The following is a 20372-nucleotide window of genomic DNA, read 5'->3' as shown; positions in this document are numbered from 1 at the left end:
CGAAGAAAAACCACGGAGGGGATTTTTTGTATTTCCCGAAAATCCTTTCCCGACCGTCGTTTCGTCCGACCCATCAACGTATCTTCCGGACCCCGCCTCCTTCGTGGTCCCTCCGTGTCTCCGTGCCTCTGTGGTTAATTCATCCATGCTCGCCCACCTGCTCATTCTGATCCCTTTCGCCGGAGCCGCATTCGCGGCGGCGTGGCCGGGAAAAAATTCGCAGGCGCGCACGTGGCTGCTGCCGGCGACCGCGCTGGCGCACGCGGTGCTGGCGCTCTGGCTGCTGGTCAATCCCCCGGACGTGTCGCCGCGCGCATGGCTCGGTTTCGATGCGGTGGCGCGGGCGACGCTGCCGGCGGTGTCGCTGCTGTTTCTCGCCTGCGCGGCCTACGGCGTCGCCTACCTGCGGGCGCGGGCGGAGCGGCCCAACCGCGTCTTCGTGACGTTGCTGCTGTCGTTGCTCGGGCTGTTGAGCGCGGGGTTGCAGGCGCGACATCTCGGATTGTTGTGGATCGCCACGGAAGCGCTCACGCTCGCCACCGTGCCGCTGCTGCACTTCGCGGACACACCGCGGGCGTTCGAGGCGACCTGGAAGTACCTGCTCGTCGGCGGCACGGGCATCGCGCTGTCGCTGCTCGGTTCGTTCGCCCTCGGCTACGCGTCGCTGCACGGCGGCGGCGCGGGCGACCTGACGTTTGCCGCGCTCGCGGCCCAAGGCGCGAACCTCTCGCATCCGTGGGTGCTGATCGCATGGGTGCTGCTGCTCGTCGGCTACGGCACAAAAATGGGGCTGGCCCCGATGCACACATGGAAGCCCGACGCCTACGGCGAGGCCCCCGGCATCGTCGGCGCGGTCCTCGCCGGTGGCGTGACGACGGTGGCTTTCATCGCAATCCTGCGCGTGCGCGCCGTCGTGGACGCCGCCGGCGCGGGCGAAGTGGCCGGACACACGCTGCTGGCCATCGGACTGTTCTCGATGCTGGTCGCCGCGCTCTTCCTGCTCGGCACACGGGATTTCAAGCGGATGCTCGCGTATTCGAGTGTCGAACACATGGGCATCCTCGTCATCGCCGCCTCGCTCGGCGCGGCCGGCGTATGGGCGGCGCTGTTTCACGTATGGGCCAACGGCCTGACCAAGGGCGCGCTGTTCCTGAGCGCGGGCAACCTCCGGCGCGCGGCGGGCGCGAGCACGCTGGACGCCGCGCGCGCCATGTCGGCAGTGACGCCGCTCTCGGCGGCGGTCTTCGTCGCGGGGATGTTCGCCGTGACGGCGTGCCCGCCCTTCGGCCCGTTTTTCAGCGAACTGCGCGTGGTGCTGGCGGCCTTCGCAGGCGGACACGGCCTGACCGGCGGCCTGCTGCTCGGCTGCCTGCTGTTCGCGTTTTTCGGAATGTCGCGCGTGGTGTTCGCCGTCGTCTATGGAAAGACGGAGACAGACGGCGACAAAAAGCCGCCGGCGCCGCTGGTTCGCGAAACCGCCGGCGTGGTGGCCCCGCCGCTCGCGCTGCTCGCCCTCTCGCTCTGGCTTGGCCTGGCCACGCCCGCCGTGCTGCGCGATGCGTGGACGGGGGCGGTGGCGGAGCTGGTCCCGCCCCAAACATCCGCCAGCGCGCCTCCCCCCCCCGGCCACATCAGTCCCATTGGTCACATCACTCCCATTGCTCCCCTCAGTCCCTGAACCCGCGCCATGAGCCGCTCCACCTCCTTTGCCCTGCTCGCCAACGCCACGAGTCTCCCGCTGGCGGAAGTCCCCGAATGGCCGGTCGCGGAGTTTGTGCAACGCACCTCCGGCGAACTCGCCCGCGGCGCGCGGCTGTGCGCCTGGTTCGGCGTGCCGGAGGACGAGCGGACGCGGATCGTATCCGTCATCGCTTTCGATGCCGACAACACACTGGCCGTCGCCCGCAGCACGCCGCTCGCTCCCGGCGAGAGTTATCCGGCGCTGACGCCACGCCATCCACAGGCGCACCTTTTCGAGCGCGAGCTTTACGAGCAGCACGGCCTCGTACCCGCGGCGCACCCCTGGCTGAAACCCGTGCGCCTGGCCGCGGCAACGGACGCCGGCGTTCGCGACGGCGCGCCGCGCAACGGCGAATTTTTCCGTGTGGACGGCGGCGAGATTCACGAAGTGGCGGTCGGCCCGGTGCATGCCGGCGTGATCGAGCCCGGGCATTTCCGTTTCCAGTGCGCGGGCGAGGAAGTGCTGCACCTGGAAATCGCGCTCGGCTACCAGCACCGCGGCGTCGAGGAAGCCCTCGCCGGCGGTCCGCACCGTGCGACGATGGCACAGCTCGAAACCGTGTCCGGTGACACAACCATCGCCCACGCCACCGCCCACGCCAGCGTGCTCGAAGCCCTCGCCGGCGACGGAGGGGCCGAAGCGCCGCTGCGTGCCCAGTGGCTGCGGCTGATCGCGCTGGAACTGGAACGCCTCGCCAACCACACCGGCGATATCGGCGCGCTCGCGGGCGACGTGGCATTTTTGCCGACCGCTTCGGCCTGCGGAAAAATCCGCGGCGATTTTCTCAACCTCACCGCGCTGCTCTGCGGCAACCGCTTCGGGCGCGGACTCGTGCGGCCCGGCGGCTGCCGTCACGACCTCGAACCGGCGCGCGCCACGCAACTCGCGGAGCGGCTCCGCGCCGCGCTGGCCGACGTGGAACAGGCTGCCGCCTGGCTCTGGGACGCCGCCTCGGCGCGCGCGCGTTTCGAGGGCGTGGGCACCGTGACGGGACCACAGGCCGCGGAATCCGGTCTCGTCGGTCTCGCCGCCCGCGCCTGCGGGATCGTGCGCGACGTGCGTTACGATCATCCGGCGGGCTGGCACCGGCTCGCCCAGGCGCCGGTCGCGGTGTGGCCGGGCGGGGACGTATTCGCGCGCGCCCGCGTGCGCTGGCTCGAAATCCAGCGGTCGGGACAACTGATCCTCGAACAACTCGAATCGCCCGCCGAGGGCGCCATCCGGACCCGCGACGAAACCGGCGCCCCCCTGCCCTCCCCCGCTCCCGACTCGCTGGCCGTGACGCTCGTCGAAGGCTGGCGCGGCGAAGTCTGCCACGTCGCGATTACGGATGCCACCGGCCGCTTCCGCCGTTACAAGATCGTCGACCCGTCCTTCCACAACTGGACCGGCCTCGCCCTCGCGCTGCGCGGCCAGGCGATCTCCGATTTCCCGATCTGCAACAAAAGCTTCAACCTCTCCTACTGCGGCTTCGACCTGTGAAAACCTGACAGAATTTAACCACAGAGACACAAAGACACAGAGAAAGCACCGAGTGCAGTCATGAGATACAAACGCTACTTTCCCCCATTTCCTCTCGTTGGTTTGCCCCCTGTGTCTCCGTGCCTCTGTGGTTAATCTGAAACTGCCAGAAAGATTTTTCTTATGATAACATCACATGACGAAATTCAACGAACCAAGCTGAACGAACTGAGCCACCGGGTGATCGGCCTTTGTATGGAAGTTCATCGTGAACTTGGCCCCGGGTTGCTGGAGTCGGCCTATGAAGAAGCATTGGCCCACGAATTGGCCCTGGCCGGCCTGAATTTTGAACGGCAACGGGAAATGCCTCTCGTTTACAAGGGAGCGAGACTCGACTGTGGATACCGCCTCGATTTCATCGTGGAAAAAGAGCTGATCATTGAACTGAAAGCCGTCCAGTCACTGGAACCGGTTCATCATGCTCAACTCCTCACTTATCTGAAACTTGAACGGCGCTCGCTCGGCCTGCTGATCAATTTCAATGTGCCCACCCTCAAAGACGGAATCAAACGAGTGGTTGCCGGAAGCCTTTTCAAAAACGAAAAACGTATCCGCTCCGATTTTGGACAACTCGCCCTGTTCCTGTGCGCCTCGGCCCTACTCTGGTTCAGATCCAGATTCTAAAACCAAACCGGAGGTCAACCACAGAGATACGAAGGCACAGAAAGCACCAAGCGTATTCATGAAAACCAAACACTTCCTTTCGTCATCTCTTCTCTGTGGTTTGTTCTCTGTGTCTCCGTGTCTCTGTGGTTAATTTCCAATCCATGTTCGTCCTCGACACCATCGCTCATCGCCTGAAACGCGGCTGCGCCACGATGGCTTGGCCGCAAGGGCCGGCCCCGGCCTTGCCCGACCGGCATGGCGGCGCGCTGCGGATCGACCCGGCAAAATGCGACGGCTGCGCGGACTGCCTGCCCGCGTGTCCGACCAACGCCATTACGCGCACCGCCGATGGACGGCTCGCGTCGCTCGACCTCGGCCGCTGCCTGTTCTGCAACGAGTGCCTCGAAGCTTGCCCCGACGGCGCCATCGTGCCGACCGGCGACCACCGCATGGCCGTGCGCCGGCGCGACGACCTCGTCCTCGCTCCCGATCCCGGACGCGAACAACTCCGCCTTGCCGAAGCGCTCGATGCGAAACTCAAAAAACTCTTCGGTCGCTCGCTGAAACTCCGCCAGGTCAGCGCCGGCGGTTGCAACGCCTGCGAGGCCGACGTCAACGTTCTCGGCACCATCGGCTGGGATCTCTCCCGTTTCGGTATCCAGTTTGTCGCTTCGCCACGCCACGCCGACGGCCTGCTCGTCACCGGCCCTGTTTCCAAGGGCATGGAACTCGCGCTGCGCAAAACCTGGGACGCCGTGCCCGATCCGAAGCTCGTCATCGCCACCGGCGCGTGTGCGATTTCGGGCGGACCCTTCGCCGGCAATCCGCAGGTGCTCGGCGGCGCGGATACGACGGTGCCGGTCGATCTCTACATCCCCGGCTGCCCGCCCCACCCGCTGACCATTCTCGACGGCCTGCTTCGCCTGCTCGGACGGCTGGAAAACGAAAAACGACAACCCGTGCCGGTCGCCTGACAAACCGGCAGCCGGAATCCTCTCACGCCCGCCCGGCGGCGATTTCCTCGGGGAGAAATTCCCCGTTGGCTTCGAGGATGCGCCGGGCCTTGGGCGCCAGTTGCTCGGCCGGCACCTCCACGACCTTGCCGTCCCGATACTGGATGACCGGCAAGCCGAAACGCAGATTTTCGAGCACCGCATCGGCGTAGGCCTTGCGCATGGCGCGCATCGAGGCGCGGGTCTCCGCGGAACGCCCATACATCGCGCGTGCCTCGTTCATTTCACCGGAAGAAGCTTGCTCGTTCATAAAGGAGACACTGGCGGCCTGCTCGATGCGGTCAAGTACGATGGCGTCCGCTATGTCCAGTCGGCCATTTTCTTCTTCTGCCACCAGATGAGGATCTTCCTGTGTGTTTTCGTAAAGCCGCCAGTGGTCGAGCAGCGGGCGATAAAGCGTCACCAGATTCCGGATGCCGAGATGAAAACGCCGTTGCTGCACATCATCCGGGATGTCGTGCCCGCCCTTGTGCACACGCTGGCGGACCCGGTTGCGGGTGACGTCGAGGTCGGGAATCCACAAAAAATCGAGCCGGATGCGGTACCCCGCCACGCGTAGCTCGCGCAACAACGGCGCATAGGCGCGACCCGCCAGGGTCGTTTCGAACGAGAACGATGCGCGCCTCGCCGCCAGTTCCCGCAATCGCGCCAGCATCAGACGCCCCGCCTCGAAAGCGACGCTTTCGGGCGCGAAGGGCGAAAGTCCGGCGGCGATCAGGTCGGCGTTCACGAACTCCCGCGTCTGCATTTCTTCGGGCAGGAAACGACGCACGTAGGTGGTTTTCCCCGCGCCGTTGGGTCCGGCGATGATGAAGAGGTCGGGCATGACAACACCGACTCTGGTCATGCCCCGCCTTTATGGCGAGCCTGCTCTCGCTCACACCTGTTTCCGGTTCGCCCGGATGAGCGCGAGCCGCTGGTCCACGGCGCGGCGCGTGGTCAGCGCGTCCCCGGGCGTGTTCAGGCACCAGTCCACGAGCTTTGCCGTCGTCGTGCGCGCCACATAGCAGCGCGTGTCCGACGCACCGTAATAGAGCAGGATCGTCTTCGCCTTGTCGGGCAGTTGCACCCAGCCGTTGGTGAATGTCACGTTGGACACGTCGCCCACGCGTTCGCCCTCGTACGGTGCGAGAAAATGCCCGCCCGGCCGCGCGATGATTTTTGAAGGATCGTCAAGCGAGCTCATGAACGCGTAGAGCACGTAGCGCAGTCCCGCCGCGCAACCGCGCACGCCGTGCGCCATGTGGAGCCAGCCTTGCGGTGTCTTGATCGGCGCGGGGCCCTGGCCGTTTTTCGACTCCTTGATCGTGTGATAGGCCCGCTCGTCGATGATCTTTTCCGGACCAGTTTTTCCGGTCGTGATGTCCTTGCAGAGCGTCCAGCCGATGCCGCCGCCGCTGCCCACGTCGATAAACCCGTCCATTGGCCGCGTGTAGAACGCGTAGTGGCCGTCCACATACTCGGGATGCAGCACGACGTTGCGTTGCTGCGAGGCGGGTGTGCGCAGGTTCGGCAATCGCTCCCATTTCTTGAAATCGCGCGTGCGCACGATGCCGGCCTGCGCCACCGCCGAAGACAGGTCGGACGGCGCGGCCTTCGGGTCGCGCGACTCGGCGCAGAACACGCCGTAAATCCAGCCGTCCTCGTGCGGCGTGATGCGCATGTCGTACACGTTGGTTTCCGGAGCGATTTCCGGCAGATCGACCGGCTCCGGCCAGAAACGGAAACCGTCGATGCCGTTTTTCGACTCGGCGATGGCAAAGAAACTCTTGCGGTCGTAACCCTCGGTGCGAACGACGAGGCATACCTTGCCTTTCCACAAAAACGCGCCGGGGTTGAGCGTCGCATTGATGCCGAGCCGTTCCATGAAAAACGGATTGGTTTTCGGGCTGAAATCGTAACGCCATTCGAGCGGCGTATGGCGGTCCGTCACCACCGGATAACGGAAGCGCTCGAACACGCCGTTATCCCAAAGCGGATCGACGGGATTCTTGCGGCGCAGGAAAGCCTCGTGCGCAGCGCGGACTTTTTTGACCCGGACCGTGAAGGCGGCGGGCGTGGATGAAGATTTCGGGGTTCGGGATGCGGATTTGCTCATGGGCGGCATGGTGAGGGAAACGGATTTAACTTCCCGTAGCTGCCGACGTAAGTCGGCAGGCCGCCAGCCGGAAATCCGGTTACTGCCTTTCCCGTTATGCAACGCGTTGCGCAATGGGATTGCCGCTTTCGGACGAATCCCTCTGACTGGAGTGACATCCATGCCGCCCGCTCCCGACCGCACTCATCCGTCCGACAGCGCCCACGTGCCGCTCTCTGCGATTGCGCGCGAGGCCGGCGTCGCCACCAGCACGGTCTCCAGGGCACTCCGCGGCGACGCCCGCATCGGAACAAAAACCCGCCAGCATGTGCAGGCCGTGGCGCAACGTCTCGGGCACCGGTCGCATCCGCTGGTCTCCGCCCTCATGGCGCAGGTGCGCAACCGCCGCCCGCCCGTCGCGCGCTGGAATCTCGCCTGGCTGGATTTTCGTGATACGCCGCAGGACTGGCGCGCCAACCTCGTTTCGGCCGCGTTTCACAACGGCGCCCGCGCCCGGGCCGAAGCCTCCGGTTATGCGTTCGAGCGCGTGTGGACACGCGATCCACGCCTGTGCAATCATCCGGACGGTTTGTCCGCGCGGCTCACCGAAGTGCTGCTTGCCCGGGGCGTGCGCGGACTCCTTCTGCAAGGCTTCAGGGAAGGAGCGGACGGTTCCGCCACGGCCATTCCCGTGGATCTTTCAAAATTTGCGATTGCGGGAGTCGGCACGGCCTTCCACTCGCCCGCGCTCCACTTCGCGAGCAACGACCAGCACCTCTCCACGCAGCTTGCCGTGCGAGAACTCCGGAGTCTCGGTCATCGCCGCATCGGTTATGTCGGCGAACCGTTGACGGAGACGGTGGTTTCTCACCGGTTTGTCGCCGGCTATCTGGCCACGATGCAGCAGGAGTTCGGCCTCCGTCCGCTCCCGCCGCTCGTCACGCTTGCCGACGACATTCTGGTCGACTGGGTAAAAAAGCATCGTCCGACGGTGATCATTTCGACGGAGCCTCACATCCCGCGGGTGCTGCGTGCCCACGGGTATTCGGTGCCGCAGGACATCGGTTTCGCCCACCTGCACGTGGCGGAGGACGACGCCGTGACGACCGGCATTTGCCAGCAAAGCGAGGCCGTCGCCGCCGCCGCGACCGATCTGCTGATCGGCGCACTGTCGAACAACGAAACCGGCGTCCCCGCCCACCCCCGCGGCCTCCTCATCCCCGGCCGCTGGCGCCGGGGTAAAACGGTGAGAGACCTGCGCGCGTAATCCAGTGCATCGAGGCAACGCCTTTCTTACGGTTTGATCAAAAACAACGAGCGCCGGTAAGCCTGGTCGCTGTCGAGTCGCGCCTTGGGCAGTTGCTCCACGTGTCCGTCAACGAACACCACAGCCACCTTGCCCGTGCCGCGATCGCCAGGTGAATTACTCACTGCAATGCCATTGGCCCAATTCCATGTCTCGATAAACCAACTGCCAACCGGAGGTGTTTGCGTAGTTGTTTCCCCTGCTGCCGCCAAGACCGTGCGCGACGGACTGTTGGTGATTTGATGCAGGGTAATTTCACTTCCATCCGGTTTGAAAATTTCCCGGCTTGCTCCGTAATCTCCCACATTATGGTGACGGTCGGCAGCCAGCGTCGGGTCCACGTAAACCTCGTTGATCGAGTATTCCGTGCCCTTGTAGTCCACAAAACGCTTCCGCCCGGTCGTCGGGAGATATGTATTCAGACCCTTTTTCCAATCGGGGTAGCCGATGCCGGTATCCGTCCAGAGCGGTTCCGTAAACCCCGTGCCCTGTCCTAGCGGAGGAAACCGGTCCTTGTTATCCGCCAAGTAAAGCTGCACGGCCTGTCCGATGGATTTGAGGTTGGAGAGGCTGCGCGTCATGCGGGCGGTTTCCCGCACTTTTCCGACCGTGGGAATGATGATGGCCGCCAGAATGCCGATGATGGCGATCACCGTGAGAAGCTCGACGAGCGTGAAAGCGCGGGGGAGGGGGGGCGGGGGCTTCATTGCAGGAGGAGAGGGGGATCAAACCTGGCGGCAACGCCGACGCAGACCAACGCCAATCGCCAGGACGCCAAGGCCCAGCAGAACGGCCGCCGTCTTCGGTTCGGGGATGAAGGAGTTGGAGGTAATGCTCACATCCGTCAGCGTGATGGAGTCGAAGATGTTTTGATTGGAAAGCGTAATGGCAAAGGTGTCGAAGGTGGTGTAGGTTGAGGCCACGGACCAAGTGTGGCTGTAACCACTCAGCCCCCCGACTTCGAACAAGATACTCAGGGAGCTCGCATCGGTACGCGTGATCGTATAGGTGATGTTGTATTCGGTCCCGGATACAAATGTCCTGGCTGTGCCCGTTGTGCCGCCTGCCCCTCCCCCCGTGACCTCGGTATGGGCGCCATTGTTTCCAAGGGTAGCACTATCACCTGTTCGGGCACGGAGCCCTCCATCGAAAGGAGACTGAGTGGTGTTCACCCGTGGACGCACAGCGACCCGATAACCGGTGTAGCCACTGAAGGGACTCCCCGTGCCCCCCGTGCCTCCGAGGCCATCGGCGGATATCCGGCTGCCACCCGAATCATAAAGACCGAAGCCGAAGAGATTGGCCCCCCATGTGGAAGGGGTCCCCGTAAACGTCGCCGAAAACTTCAGGGACATGCTTACCGAATCGCCAACATTCGACAGGCTCGCCGGCGTGAAATAGGTGAGGACGTGCCGAACCGTGTCCGCAGTGCCGTCATTCGTGGTGAACTGCACGCCGTCGGTCACGGGGGTTCCAGGGCTGGTGGCGGAATACCAGACATCGGGCACGATGGTGGTCGCCTGCGCGAGAGGCAAAGCGACGAGGGCGGCGAAAATTGAGGCCAGGCCCCGGGAACGGCTGCAACTTTGGACGGGAGTTTTCATGGTGTTGAGTGAACCTTGTGGGTAGTGTTTACAATATACAAACGTTATCAAACTTTTGAGATTTCCTTCCGGGTAAGAGAAGGTCATGCGCAAGATAGCGCACATAAAAAACCTGCGAGTCAATTGTTTTTCGCTTTATTTTTAGAAAATCCAAACAAATATCTATTTCTGTTCTTATATTCTAAACACTAAAGCCGACATTTTCTTTTCCCTCCTCCCCGAATCTCTCCGGGACGCCTTTCCAGCCATGCAAAACCTCACCCTCGAAGTCTCGCTCAAGCCCTTCTACAATCTCGACGACGCGGCCACACTCGCCACCTGCGCCGAAGCCTTCCGCCAATGGGATCACCTCGCCCGCCACGCCTCCGCCATTTCAATTCTGTTCTGGGCTTCCGACGGCTCCGAAATCCTCGACTACACCGGCGACCTCGATGCCGAAATGGAATGGGCGCGCTACGTCGGCAACAGCAACGCCCACCTCGACAGCATCCCTACTGACCCCGAAAAAAAGAGCCTGCACTCACGCGCCTGGCTCTATCGTCCCGATGCCCGCCCCATCACTTACCGCCGCCTCTCCACGATCGCCCGCGCCTGGCGCGAAGCCGCGGCCGCCGCCCCCGCCACCAAGGGCAAGCCTTTCCGCGTCGGCCTCGCCTTCGATCCGGGCGGCGAATTCGCGCCCTCCGATTTCAAATACAAACGCCATCGCGAGATCTGCCTCTCCGACACCATGGGCAAGGCCAGCTTCGTCTGCTGCTATGGAATCCTGAATTCCGATACACGCCGCTACGCGGCCTTCCCCGAAGGCATCCCGCAGGACACAAGCATCGGCACCTTTCTCGGCCGCCAGTTTCGCCTTCTCGCCGCCGACATCGGGCTCGACTACCTCTGGCTTTCCAACGGCTTCGGCTTCGGGATGGAAACATGGCTCACCATCGGCCCGCTTTTCGACGGCACGATATTCACCGCCGCCGTCGATCCGCAAAAAGCCCGCGACACCCGCGATCGCATCCTCGCCTTCTGGCACGATCTCCGCAATGAACTGCCTCAGCACATTGGTATCGAAACGCGCGGTACCAATCTCGGCACGGCCACCGATCTCGCCAGCGACGCCACGCCCCTTCGCGAACTTTACGAGGGCAAATTCAACTTCGCCCCTCCCCCCAACTCTCCCTGGGCCGCCATCAACGGAGACTTCGGCATTGAGCTGGCCGGTTACATGAGCCGCATCGCCGAGCTGCCGCCGGAACGCACCGGTTTTCCCTTCCGCTACTACATCCATGACCCCTGGTGGCTCAATTCCCCCTGGCTCGACCGCTACGAAGGCCAGCCGCACGACATCTATCTGCCGCTCGCTACCGCCCGCGTCGCCGCCGACGGTCGCATCCAGACAGCCGATACACTCAACCTCCTCAGCATCGACGACTCGCACGGACGCATGCCTGAAACCGTTCCCAATCAATCGACGCCACATCTCCTCCGCGCCTGGGCCGAACGTCCCGACGCCCCCGGCCCCTTCGTCTGGCTGTATCCTTTCGATGAAATACACGATGCCATGTTTGGCAGTCAGCCCGCGCCCGGTCGCCTGTTCCACATCGACTGGTTTGTCCGCGAAGCCATCAACGACGGCCTGCCCCTGAATACGGTCATCAGCACCCGGGCCTTCGCCGCCCTTGCGGAACGCCGCGCCCTCGACGTGCTCGCCGGTCGTGTTCTCGTCACGCCAGCGCCCCTCGATCCTGCCTCCGAACAGCGTCTTCTCGACCGGGCCGACGCGGGCGGGTCGCTGCTCGTTTACGGTCCGCTCGACGCCGCCCCTGTTCTCCGATCCCGGCTTGGACTTGCGCCCGCCGCTCCCCTTTCGGGACGCCTCGACATCCAGTCCGCCCTGCCGGTTTTGGACTGTTTTCTCACGGACCCAGAGCGAACAAACCATTACGAGCACCGCTCCATTGCCTCCGCCGGGGCATTGACCGAGACCACTGCGCCGAACGCCGAAACGCCTCCGGTTGTCGCCGTGCGAGGCGGAGAATCACGCGCGCTGTCCGCGCACTTCCAGACGCCCGCCGGTGGCCTTGTCTGGTGGCTGCGCGCCCCCTTGCCTCTTACCATCACAAAAGGCTCCCATCTCCCCGTTCCCGACCGCAGAGAAGACGCCTTCCCCTTCTCCGAACTCGTCCGGCAGGCGATCACCCGCTTCGGCTGGCATATCGGCTGCTCCGCGGTTTCACCCGCCCAGCGACGCCCCATCCTTGGCATCCATCGTCATGCCAATGCCTGGTTTTTCTCTGGATACACACCCGACACCACGGTGGAGCTTGTGCTGCGAACCCCGTTTGGCGTCCCCTTGCTGGTTGGCTGCGAAACACTCCTCACCGAGGGAGGGGGCGCCTACCGTCTGCCTCGCGCCTGGCGCCACGAATGCCGGGTCTTTATCGACGGACAAACCACCGGCGTTGCCGGCTGCATCGAACGCCACCCCGCCCAGGTCGGCGTCACCCGCCGCCTTCGGGTCTCCGGTCTGCGCGACGCCACCCTCCGCTTCTTTCCGCCACCCGACGCCGGTCCCGTCACCGCCTTTGTCAATCTTCAATGGCCCTTCATATCCGGAGACACGGCTCCCCTCAAAACCATACACACGCCACACGGTACCATGCTCGAAACATCGGCCACGGTCTCCGGCGACATTTTCCTTTCCTGGTAACTCCATATGTATTCAAAATTCAAATTCAGAATGAAATCCCCCGTTATCCTCCTGCCGCTCCTGTCCGCACTCGCCATCGCGCCCCCTGCATCGTCCTTGCCGTCCGGACATCTTCAGCCGGTTTCAGACTCCGCCACCTTTTCCCTCGGAAAACACGCCGCGCTCGTGGCGCAGCCCGACGGCATCCTCCGCTTCGCCGATCTCACCCTGCTCCTCGATTACCGCGAAGCCGGGCGCGGCACCCAGCAAAACTCCGCCGGAGCCATTGCCGCCGCCCCCGGCCACCCCCGCCGCGATGGTGACCGCTTCTGGATACTCGAAGCCGACTTCAAGCCCAAGACCTCCCCCGCGCCGCTCGCCCTCCGGGAAACCCTCGAACGCAGCGGCCCCGGCTCCTTTCGCCTCACCGTGACACTCTCGGCCGTCCACGACGGCACCGCCGTGAACTCCCTCCGCTGGACCGTCCGCCTGCCCGCCGCTTCCTTCGCCGGAAGAACCCTCACCCTCGACACCCGTAGCATCCAACTCCCGGATACACCAACCGGTCGTTTCGACCTTGCCGCCGCCCGCACCGGGACCATCGGTATCCCCCTTGAAAACGGCACCCTCGAACTCCGCGCCCCCCTCCGCGCCCTCGTCGCCGACAACCGCCACTACGACCAGAGCCACTTCAGCCTCATTCTCGAACCCCGCGACCCACCCGACTCGACCGCCACCCGCACCTTTACCTGCGAACTCGCCTGGCGTCCCCACACCTTCGAGCCGCTCGACTTTCGTGTCACCGCCAATGTGGACTTCGCCGACGACGTGGCCGGCGACCGGGCCGGCGGCTGGACAGACGAAGGCAAGGACCACGACCTGCGCGCCTTCCCCACCGGTTCGCAAATCTTCGCCGGCATCCCCTTTTCAATTATCGACCCCGCCACGAACCACGGACGAGCCGCTCTCGCCTTCGCCGGCCGCCACCGCGACTATTTTTTGAAAACCGCCGAAGTCGCCCCGCCCGCCACCGCTCTCCGCACCCTGTATCTGCTCCACGCTTACGCCTGGGATCACCCGCAGCATGAACTCCTCGGCACCCTTGTCGCCACCCATCCCGACGGCACCACCACGAAAATCCCCGTGCTCGCCCACCGCGACGCCGGCAACTGGACATCTCCCCATGACGCCCCCAACGGTCTCCTTGCCTGGCGCGGCTCCAATCCCCGCTTCAGCGACATTGGCCTCTACCTCTCCCGCTTCGAACTCCCCGGAAAACCCGTTACTCACCTCACCCTCGAAGGTTCCGGACGTGCCGTCTGGATGATCGCCGGAATCACCGGCAGTCCCGACTCCCTCCCTCCCCTTCCCACCGCCGCCGCCAAACACCTCGTCCTCTCCGCCGGCCCCGACTGGCAGCCCCTCGCCTTCGAACACGACGTCGAACCCGGCAGCATCCTCGATTTTTCCCACCTCCTCGACGCTCCCGCCGGTAAACACGGCCCCCTCGTCATTCGCGACGGCCGTTTTTATTTCGAGAACCAGCCCGGCCAACGCGCCCGCTTCTTCGGCGCCAACCTGAATTTCCAGACCAACTACATCGATCGCAGCCTCGCCGACCGCCTCGCCCTCCGCCTTGCACGCATGGGCTACAACGCCGTTCGTATCCACCACTTCGATGCACTCCTCCTCAAGCCCGGCGCTGCCAGCAGTCACGACATCGACCCGGAAAAACTCGACCGCCTCGACTACCTTGTCTCCCGCCTCAAAGCCGCCGGCATCCATGTCAACATCGACCTCTTCAGCACCCGCTTCTTCCCCGCGGGCGAGATCGACGAACTCGACACCCGCACCCGCAACGGCATCAAGCCCGCCGTCGCCGTCTCTTCCTCCGCGCAACGCGCATGGGGACACTTCGCCCGGAAACTCCTCACCCACCGCAACCCCCATACCGGCCTCACCTGGGCCGAAGACCCCGCGCTCGTCGGCATCTGTCCCGTCAACGAAAACGTTCTCTCCGCCACCTGGACCTCCGACGCCTCCATCGCCCAACTCTACCAGCAACGCTTCGCTGCCTGGCTCGCAGCCCAGGGCCTTGGCAAACTCTCCGAACGCGACCGTTCCCTCGCCTTCGCCCGCTTCCTCTCCGAACGCCAGCTCTCCTCTCAGGCCGCCCTCGCCCGTTTTCTCAAAAACGGCATCGGCACCCACGCCCCGCTCACCGATATCAACCACCGCGACTACAAACCCCTCGCCCTCGTCCGCGACCATCTCGACTACGTGGACGTGCACCGCTACTGGGACCACCCCCGCTTCGTCGGCGCCTTGTGGGATCTCCCCTACCTCCACCTCGACGAACCCGCCCTGGCCAAGGACGCCGAACTGCCGCGCCAGCTTTTTCCGACACGCATCGCCGGACTTCCCTATACGGTAACGGAATTCAACTACACTTTCCCCAACCGCTACCGCGCCGAGGCCGGGCCGCTCTTCGGAGCCTACGCCGCGTTTCAGGATTGGGACGGCATCTGGCGTTTCGCCTACAACGGCGGCCTGGTGAACCACCTCACCGAGCCCTCGTCCATCGTCAGCTTCAACAGCTCCAACGACCCCGTCGCAACGCTCGCCGACCGCCTCATCGCCCTGCTATTCCTTCGCGGCGATGTCCGCCCCTCGGAAAACCTCATCGCCTTCGAGATCAATCCCTCCACCGCCTTCGCCTCCCCCGAAGCACTCGGCTCGTATTCCGATGATTTTTCCCGACTCGGCCTCGTCACCGGCCTCGGCACGGTCGTCACCGGCAACTATCGCGATACCGGACGCAAGCTCCTCGCCGCCGTCACCGAACCCGGCGGACACGGCACCCTCGACGTTCCCTCCTTCGAGGAAACCCCGCGACTCCCGCAACAGATCCTCGCTGCCGACGTCCTCCCGTCCGACCGCTTCAACCCCGCCACTCGCCGCTACCGCAGCGACACCGGCGAACTCGACCTCGACGTCACTGCCGGCCGCTTCTCTGTCGTCACCCCACGTACCGAAGCCTTCATGCTCACCCGCTCCGGCGAAGTCGGCGGAACCGTCCTCCACGTCCGCACCGACGGCCCCGCAATGGTCTCCGTTTCCGCCATGGACGACCATCCGCTCGCAACCAGCCGCCGTCTGCTGCTCCTGCACCTCACCGACGTGCAGAACACCGGGACCCGCTTCCGCACGCCGGAACGCAAGATCCTTGAAGAATGGGGCTCCACTCCGCTCCTCGTCCGCCGAGGTTCCGCCGACGTTACCCTTACCCTTGCCGCACCGGCGAACGCCTCCATCGCGCTGCATGCCCTCTCCACCGGCGGCAAACGACTTTACACCCTCCCCGTCACTCACGTGGATACCGCCCTGACCTTCGCGCTCCAAACCTCGCAAGGCAGCCATCCGCCCGTACTCGCCTACGAACTCGAAATCACTCAATAAGCAGGCTCGAACACCTCGTTACACAGGGACAAGGCTCGACGCTCCCCATTCATTTAGATTTCAGCCTTTCAGCCATTCAGTCCTTCAGGCTTTTCTTTGCGTATGCCCGTCGTCCTCACCCTCGACAAAAGTCTCAACCTTCTTGAAGCCGTCCTTCGCGCCGAGGCCGGCATCGGCACGCGCGCCCTCGCCCAGCAACTCGGCATCAACGTCGCTACCGCACACAACATCGCCATGACTTTTGTTGCGCGCGGTTATCTCCGGCAGGACGAAACCACGCGCCTCTTTTACCCGGGCATGCGCCTCATGCACCTGGGCAACCACCCCACCTACCATCAGTTCCTTTCGACGGCCTCCAGCGGCGTCGTCCAGCGTCTTGCCGACGAACTCAACGAAACCGTGCAACTCGTGGTCAACGACCAGGGCCGCTTCCTCAACCTCGCCTACGTCGCCGGCCAGCAGGCTCTCGCGGTCAACGACCTCAACGAGATCAAGCTGCACAACGCCCACGCCACCGGTTACGGCAAGATGCTCCTCGCGCACGCCAGCCCGGCCGTGCTGGAAAGCTACCTCACCCGCCACGGACTCACCCCGCACACCCCGCGCACGATCACCGACCCCGCCGCCTTCGCCACGGAACTGGCAAAAATCCGCGAGCAAGGCTTCAGCCGCACCTGCGACGAATTCAGCGAAGGCGTCAGCGCCCTCGCCGTCCCCGTGCACGATGCCTGGGGGACCGTCTTCGCCGCCCTCGGCGCCAGCGCCCCGACCATGCGCATGAACAAACCCGGCTACATCGACACGATCCTGGCCGGACTCCGCCAGTCCGCGGCCGAGATAGAAAAACTCTGGGACCACGGCTCGCAACTCCCCGCCAGCGACGCGCCCCCCGGCAACCGTCGCGGACGCCCCCGGAAAAACGCCGCCAGCCGCTGAAAACCGGTACCCGCCCCCCTCCCTGCACTCCGGCCGCGGACGCGAAACCGTCCTCCGGAGGCATCATACCAAAGCCCCAAAGCCTTCAGATTTTTACACAAAGGCCGCAAGGAGCGCAAAGGCTTGCCAGTTATCCCCTTCCCGTCCTTTGCGATCTTTGTGTAAAATCAAAAACATTCGGGACACTGGCATCAGAATACGGACGGGCGGCGACAATCCGGACACGTCTCCCCGAAGATGAGCACCCAATCTTCATCCTCCCCGGAAGCAGGCGGTACAAACACCTGCCCGGACGCGCCTCCGGCCTCTCCCGGCAAGCTCTTTCTCACTTCGCCCGTGCGTGGATCGAACCACCCTGTATCGACTCCCGCCGCGGAATTTTCCGGCCAGCCAGGAATCGCATCCGCGGATACGTGAAGCGACACTCGCCGTGTCTCGGTAATTGGTGAGCCTGAACTGGCCTTCGTCGAACCGGAGAAAAACATAACGCGCGGGCCGGACCGGACGCGGGTTGGCAGGGTCTGGCGGCGTTTCATGGCAGCAAACCGTGAAACCATGATCAGACTGCATTTTCGCCGCTGCTCATTGTTTCATTGTTTCATGCCGTCGCCTCCAGCAGGTGGGAAACGGGAGTCAGCGCGAGATCGCTGCGTCCGTACACGAAGGTGGTGTAACAGATGTAGCGGTCACCGTAACAGAATTGAGGATGCGGATGCGCGTGGTAGCGGGGAAGCGGCTCCGGGGGATATGGCATGTTCGTGACAATGTCCGCGGTGCGGCCGGTGGCGCGGTTGAGGAAGGCGACTTTGGCGGGGCCGGTGCGGGGGCCGGGGAAGCAGTCGGCAACGACAAGGGTTTCGTCGGCCGAGGTGTGGGCATGCGAGACGTAGTCGAGGGGCCAGATGTTTTCGGGGTCGGGATTGCCGGCTGGCCCGGAGGTGGTTCCGGGTTCGGACTCGGGATTGGGAATAAAGGGGTTCACGCGCATGACACCACGGCCGTAGTGGATGTACCAGACATGGCGGCCGTCGGCAGACCACCACTCGTGGCCGTGCATGTGGGCGACGGCGGCTTGCGCGTCGGGGTAGAGGGGGCGCAAGGGGTGGCCGCGGCGGAGGAGCCACATGCGGTTTTCGTAGTTGGGACACTCGCCGGTCACAGGATCGGTAGAGGAGTCCTGGTTGACGAGGATGAGGTCCGCGTTGAGGGGATCGGGGCAGAATTGGGCGTGGTTGTAGGCGCGGGTTGGCCTCGCCCAGATTTCGACGGAGGCGCCGTCGAGGGGGGCCTGGCCGACGAACCATTCGCGACCGATTTCGGCGTCGATGGCGAGGGCCTTGCGGTCGGCGGAGAAGGTGAGGTGGGTGGCGATGCGCCAGGGACGGCGGCCGCGCACGATTTCGGCGGGGAGCCGGTTGACGAGTTCGGGGCTGGCGTCTACCAAGGGGCCGCATTTCCAGATTTCAGGCCCGGTGCACCAGTACGCTTCACCGGTGCGCAGGTCCACGGCAGGGGAGGCGTCGAGGAACTGGGTTTCGGGGTAGTGGCGGATTTCCTGTCGTTCAAAATCAACGACAGCAAGGGTGCGACCGTAGTTGGCGTTGCCGGCGGGAGGGAAGCCGCAGTAGAACCACAGGTAGCGGCCATCATCGGTGAAACTGGGGTTGGTGTAATAAAACGACTGCTGGAGCGGCGCCACGCGCCGCTGGAGAACAAAGCTCTCCACGCCGGACAACGGATCGCACCACGGAGTGAAGAGAGAAGACGTTTCGACGGAAAAAGCGGCGGGCAATGGATGGTTCACGCGGGAGAGATGATAGGTAGAGAGTGAGGAACGGGAACTGCCGGCCTGGCAAGCGGCACGCGAGGGCAGCTATTCGCCGAACCAGAACATGGCTTGGGGGGTGCCGGGGGTCGGCCGGTTGGGGACGTTGAGGAGGGTCTGGTCGGTGAGAGCGGCGACGTGGCCGTCGAGGTAGAGGATGTTGGCCTTGCCGTTGTGGGGGGTTTCGGGGGGTTTCCCGGTGCCGATCAGGGCGTTGTAGTAGGTGGGGTCGTTGTCGCTGTCATTGCCGTCCCCGGCGCACACGGTCCGCGAGGGGGCCTGGAAGTGGTTGTAGTCCCTGGCGACGCGCTGGTTGGTGGCCAGTTCGCGAGTGAGGTCGCGGTTGATGGAGTAGGTGCGGTGCGCGCGTTTGTTTACCTCGATATCGTTTTTAACCATGAGGGGTTTGAGCCTGATTTGCACGGGGCAGCCGAAGGCGGCTCGCAGTTCGTATTTTCCCGCAGCTCCGTAGTCCTGCACCACGGCATCAATCCATTGTGTGGGTCCGTCCGGCGGGATACGTCCGCGGTTGTCTTGCACAGAGAGCATGTAGAGGTTGAATACTTGCCGAAGGTTGGAGGCGCATTGCGCGGCGTATGCGGTCTCGCGGACTTTGCCTACGGTGGGGATGATGATCGCGGCGAGAATGCCGATGATGGCTATGACCACGAGCAGTTCGACCAGCGTGAAACCACGACAGAAACCGTCAGCTCTGATCCGGATACGGCAGGATGTTTTCATAGGGCGGGTAACAGGCGATGAAGGGGAAACGGAGGATTTTTTCGTCTCGGGAAAACGGGTGAACTCCCGATAATGTATTTTAAAGATACAATTAGGGTCAAATCATTTCTGCCCGGGAAAAATCAGAGGCCGTCGTGCCGGAATCCATCCGGTACGACGGCCGGCTGTTTTCAATAAACGCTCAACGCTTCCCAGTCGCCATGGAAACCGGCCGCGGCTTCGTCGACCAGCGGCTGGCTCAGGAAGGAGGCGACATCCCGACCCCACACAAAGCAGGAACGGACGCCTTGCGCGGCATACACCGGAAATTCGGTTACGTCGTAAATGCCGACGCACAACTCCGCCGCGGATTTTTGGGCGTCGATGATCCGTTGCATCCTGACCACCTCCTCCATCTTGCTCGCCAGTCCCCGCTTCTGGAGCATGCCGCCGTACGGAGCGACAAAGCGCGCTCCGGCGGCCAGCGCAAAGACGAGCCACGAAGCCGTGGGCACGATCGTCGCCATCACCTGATGGTTACGCTTCGACAGGGTTGCGATTACCTCAAACCCGGCTCGTGTCGCCGGCACCTTGATCCGCATTTTTTCAGGATCGATGGCGAGAAAGGTTTCGGCCTCTTTCAGCATCCCGGCGGCAGAGGCGTCGCGCAACTGATACCAGGCGGCAGGCGCGATCCGGCACACTTCCCGGAAAAATTCGAGCGGCGGGCGCCCGGCCTCGGCCACAACTTTGGGATTGGTGATGACTCCGGAAAAAATCCCCGCAGGGAAATGTTCCTCGATCAGTTTCAGGTCAGCGCTGGCGAGCCATATTTTCATAGGAAGGTCGGAGTGAATGTCGGGAGTCGTTGGATGGTGGTG

At 63.8% G+C, this 20372-nt stretch carries 15 protein-coding genes; 8 read left to right on the top strand and 7 right to left on the bottom strand.

Going from position 1 to position 20372, the window contains the following annotated elements; all coding sequences use genetic code 11:
* Nucleotides 1-145 precede the first annotated feature (145 nt).
* The 4 genes from OPIT5_19290 to OPIT5_19275 all read left to right on the top strand — a co-directional run bounded on the left by OPIT5_19290 (nucleotide 146) and on the right by OPIT5_19275 (nucleotide 4842).
* Nucleotides 146-1678, top strand: a complete 1533-nt coding sequence (locus OPIT5_19290) for an NADH dehydrogenase (GenBank protein AHF92055.1) — start codon at nucleotides 146-148, stop codon at nucleotides 1676-1678.
* 9 nt (nucleotides 1679-1687) lie between these two features.
* Nucleotides 1688-3223: a hydrogenase gene (locus OPIT5_19285; GenBank protein ID AHF92054.1), complete on the top strand. Its 1536-nt coding sequence runs from the start codon at nucleotides 1688-1690 to the stop codon at nucleotides 3221-3223.
* 162 nt (nucleotides 3224-3385) lie between these two features.
* Nucleotides 3386-3886, top strand: a complete 501-nt coding sequence (locus OPIT5_19280; protein AHF92053.1) for a GxxExxY protein — start codon at nucleotides 3386-3388, stop codon at nucleotides 3884-3886.
* A 143-nt stretch (nucleotides 3887-4029) separates the two neighbouring features.
* Nucleotides 4030-4842: a hydrogenase gene (locus tag OPIT5_19275; protein ID AHF92052.1), complete on the top strand. Its 813-nt coding sequence runs from the start codon at nucleotides 4030-4032 to the stop codon at nucleotides 4840-4842.
* A 22-nt stretch (nucleotides 4843-4864) separates the two neighbouring features.
* Here the strand turns inward: OPIT5_19275 and OPIT5_19270 are convergent, their stop codons facing one another.
* Both OPIT5_19270 and OPIT5_19265 read right to left on the bottom strand, forming a co-directional pair.
* Nucleotides 4865-5707 carry a Zeta toxin family protein gene (locus OPIT5_19270; protein AHF92051.1) on the bottom strand — a complete coding sequence of 281 codons (843 nt, stop codon included), beginning with the start codon at nucleotides 5705-5707 and terminating at the stop codon, nucleotides 4865-4867.
* A 51-nt stretch (nucleotides 5708-5758) separates the two neighbouring features.
* Complete coding sequence (locus OPIT5_19265) at nucleotides 5759-6979, bottom strand: glycosidase (protein ID AHF92050.1); 1221 nt, start codon at nucleotides 6977-6979, stop codon at nucleotides 5759-5761.
* Between the two features lie 160 nt (nucleotides 6980-7139).
* Between OPIT5_19265 and OPIT5_19260 the strand changes: the two genes are divergently transcribed.
* On the top strand, nucleotides 7140-8225 hold the full coding sequence (locus OPIT5_19260; protein ID AHF92049.1) for a LacI family transcriptional regulator: 1086 nt from the start codon (nucleotides 7140-7142) through the stop codon (nucleotides 8223-8225).
* 26 nt (nucleotides 8226-8251) lie between these two features.
* On the opposite strand, the gene OPIT5_19255 is transcribed toward OPIT5_19260, so the two are convergent.
* The gene (locus OPIT5_19255) at nucleotides 8252-8971 is read right to left on the bottom strand and encodes an N-terminal cleavage protein (protein AHF92048.1); all 720 of its coding nucleotides are present in this window, start codon (nucleotides 8969-8971) and stop codon (nucleotides 8252-8254) included.
* A gap of 18 nt (nucleotides 8972-8989) precedes the next feature.
* A complete protein-coding gene (locus OPIT5_19250; GenBank protein ID AHF92047.1) occupies nucleotides 8990-9973 on the bottom strand; it encodes an anchor protein in 984 nt (327 codons plus the stop codon).
* Between the two features lie 142 nt (nucleotides 9974-10115).
* On the opposite strand from OPIT5_19250, the gene OPIT5_19245 reads away from it, so the two are divergent.
* The 3 genes from OPIT5_19245 (at nucleotide 10116) to OPIT5_19235 (ending at nucleotide 16946) form a co-directional block, all read left to right on the top strand.
* Nucleotides 10116-12572 (top strand): hypothetical protein, encoded by a 2457-nt coding sequence (locus OPIT5_19245; protein ID AHF92046.1) that lies wholly within the window; start codon nucleotides 10116-10118, stop codon nucleotides 12570-12572.
* Between the two features lie 6 nt (nucleotides 12573-12578).
* A complete protein-coding gene (locus tag OPIT5_19240) occupies nucleotides 12579-16010 on the top strand; it encodes a hypothetical protein (protein AHF92045.1) in 3432 nt (1143 codons plus the stop codon).
* 102 nt (nucleotides 16011-16112) lie between these two features.
* The gene (locus tag OPIT5_19235; GenBank protein ID AHF92044.1) at nucleotides 16113-16946 is read left to right on the top strand and encodes an IclR family transcriptional regulator; all 834 of its coding nucleotides are present in this window, start codon (nucleotides 16113-16115) and stop codon (nucleotides 16944-16946) included.
* A gap of 598 nt (nucleotides 16947-17544) precedes the next feature.
* On the opposite strand, the gene OPIT5_19230 is transcribed toward OPIT5_19235, so the two are convergent.
* From OPIT5_19230 to OPIT5_19220, 3 genes are all read right to left on the bottom strand, one after another.
* Nucleotides 17545-18750 (bottom strand): hypothetical protein, encoded by a 1206-nt coding sequence (locus OPIT5_19230; protein AHF92043.1) that lies wholly within the window; start codon nucleotides 18748-18750, stop codon nucleotides 17545-17547.
* A gap of 69 nt (nucleotides 18751-18819) precedes the next feature.
* Nucleotides 18820-19512: a hypothetical protein gene (locus OPIT5_19225; protein AHF92042.1), complete on the bottom strand. Its 693-nt coding sequence runs from the start codon at nucleotides 19510-19512 to the stop codon at nucleotides 18820-18822.
* A 170-nt stretch (nucleotides 19513-19682) separates the two neighbouring features.
* Nucleotides 19683-20330, bottom strand: a complete 648-nt coding sequence (locus OPIT5_19220) for a transaldolase (GenBank protein AHF92041.1) — start codon at nucleotides 20328-20330, stop codon at nucleotides 19683-19685.
* Between the last annotated feature and the right edge of the window lie 42 nt (nucleotides 20331-20372).

This window comes from Opitutaceae bacterium TAV5 (assembly GCA_000242935.3).
Taxonomy (GTDB): Bacteria; Verrucomicrobiota; Verrucomicrobiia; order Opitutales; family Opitutaceae; genus Geminisphaera.
This window is presented reverse-complemented; position numbering and strand designations above follow the sequence as displayed.

Coding starts and splice junctions, on each gene's coding strand:
- OPIT5_19290 (AHF92055.1), top strand. CDS start 146: ATGCTCGCCCACCTGCTCATTCTGATCCCTTTCGCCGGAGCCGCATTC.
- OPIT5_19285 (AHF92054.1), top strand. CDS start 1,688: ATGAGCCGCTCCACCTCCTTTGCCCTGCTCGCCAACGCCACGAGTCTC.
- OPIT5_19280 (AHF92053.1), top strand. CDS start 3,386: ATGATAACATCACATGACGAAATTCAACGAACCAAGCTGAACGAACTG.
- OPIT5_19275 (AHF92052.1), top strand. CDS start 4,030: ATGTTCGTCCTCGACACCATCGCTCATCGCCTGAAACGCGGCTGCGCC.
- OPIT5_19270 (AHF92051.1), bottom strand. CDS start 5,707: ATGCCCGACCTCTTCATCATCGCCGGACCCAACGGCGCGGGGAAAACC.
- OPIT5_19265 (AHF92050.1), bottom strand. CDS start 6,979: ATGAGCAAATCCGCATCCCGAACCCCGAAATCTTCATCCACGCCCGCC.
- OPIT5_19260 (AHF92049.1), top strand. CDS start 7,140: ATGCCGCCCGCTCCCGACCGCACTCATCCGTCCGACAGCGCCCACGTG.
- OPIT5_19255 (AHF92048.1), bottom strand. CDS start 8,971: ATGAAGCCCCCGCCCCCCCTCCCCCGCGCTTTCACGCTCGTCGAGCTT.
- OPIT5_19250 (AHF92047.1), bottom strand. CDS start 9,973: ATGTGCGCTATCTTGCGCATGACCTTCTCTTACCCGGAAGGAAATCTC.
- OPIT5_19245 (AHF92046.1), top strand. CDS start 10,116: ATGCAAAACCTCACCCTCGAAGTCTCGCTCAAGCCCTTCTACAATCTC.
- OPIT5_19240 (AHF92045.1), top strand. CDS start 12,579: ATGTATTCAAAATTCAAATTCAGAATGAAATCCCCCGTTATCCTCCTG.
- OPIT5_19235 (AHF92044.1), top strand. CDS start 16,113: ATGCCCGTCGTCCTCACCCTCGACAAAAGTCTCAACCTTCTTGAAGCC.
- OPIT5_19225 (AHF92042.1), bottom strand. CDS start 19,512: ATGAAAACATCCTGCCGTATCCGGATCAGAGCTGACGGTTTCTGTCGT.
- OPIT5_19220 (AHF92041.1), bottom strand. CDS start 20,330: ATGAAAATATGGCTCGCCAGCGCTGACCTGAAACTGATCGAGGAACAT.